This is a genomic window from Rhodococcus sp. T7, assembly GCF_009872365.1.
Classification (GTDB): Bacteria; Actinomycetota; Actinomycetes; order Mycobacteriales; family Mycobacteriaceae; genus Rhodococcus_F.
Window position 1 is genome coordinate 945,888 of the sequence record NZ_WXYH01000389.1, and the last position, 563, is coordinate 946,450.

At 70.5% G+C, this 563-nt stretch carries 1 protein-coding gene and 1 pseudogene; both read left to right on the forward strand.

The window, feature by feature from the left end; genetic code table 11:
• Nucleotides 1-243 (forward strand): hypothetical protein (locus tag MLGJGCBP_RS51175; RefSeq protein WP_160098648.1); only part of this gene is annotated, 243 nt, incomplete at its 5' end.
• Nucleotides 240-563, forward strand: a pseudogene (locus MLGJGCBP_RS51180) (hypothetical protein); the annotation flags it as partial. The gene MLGJGCBP_RS51175 and the pseudogene MLGJGCBP_RS51180, both read left to right, overlap by 4 nt.

A 563-nucleotide genomic window follows, 5' to 3' on the forward strand; every position in this document is an offset into this window, starting at 1 on the left:
CGCGCTGGCCAAGGACATCGCGAGTGGAGCCGACTCCTCGGCCGATACTTCGACGCCTCGTATCAGCTCGTCGACCCCGACGACCCAGCGGACCAGCACGTCTGCCCCGCCGTCGTCGCCGAGAACGTCGACGACAAGCGCCCGTCCGACGTCGACGACCCCGGTCGCGGCCGGATGACCGACCCGGTTCCCCGGACGGCTCTCGTCCGGGGAACCGGGCCCGCACAGAAAGGGATTCGATGATGACAGATACCAACATTCCGCGGCCGGACCCGACAGCGGGCGAGCTGGCCCGCTGGTATCCGTCGTTCACTCCCGCACCGGCGGCGACCACCAGCCATGAAACGTCCAGCGGGAAGGTCGAGGAGCCAACCCCACCGGTGTCTCCGGCCGCGGCCGCCCCCATTCCCGCACAGGTCATCTCGTCGCTGCCAGCACCGTCGGGCCCCGTGCGGCGACCGAGATCGAGCCGACTGCTCGTCGGTAGTGGGGCTGTCGTCGCGGCCGCCGCCGTGGTGGTGGGGCTGGGTGCGTGGGCGCTTCGCGACAGCCAGGACGAACAA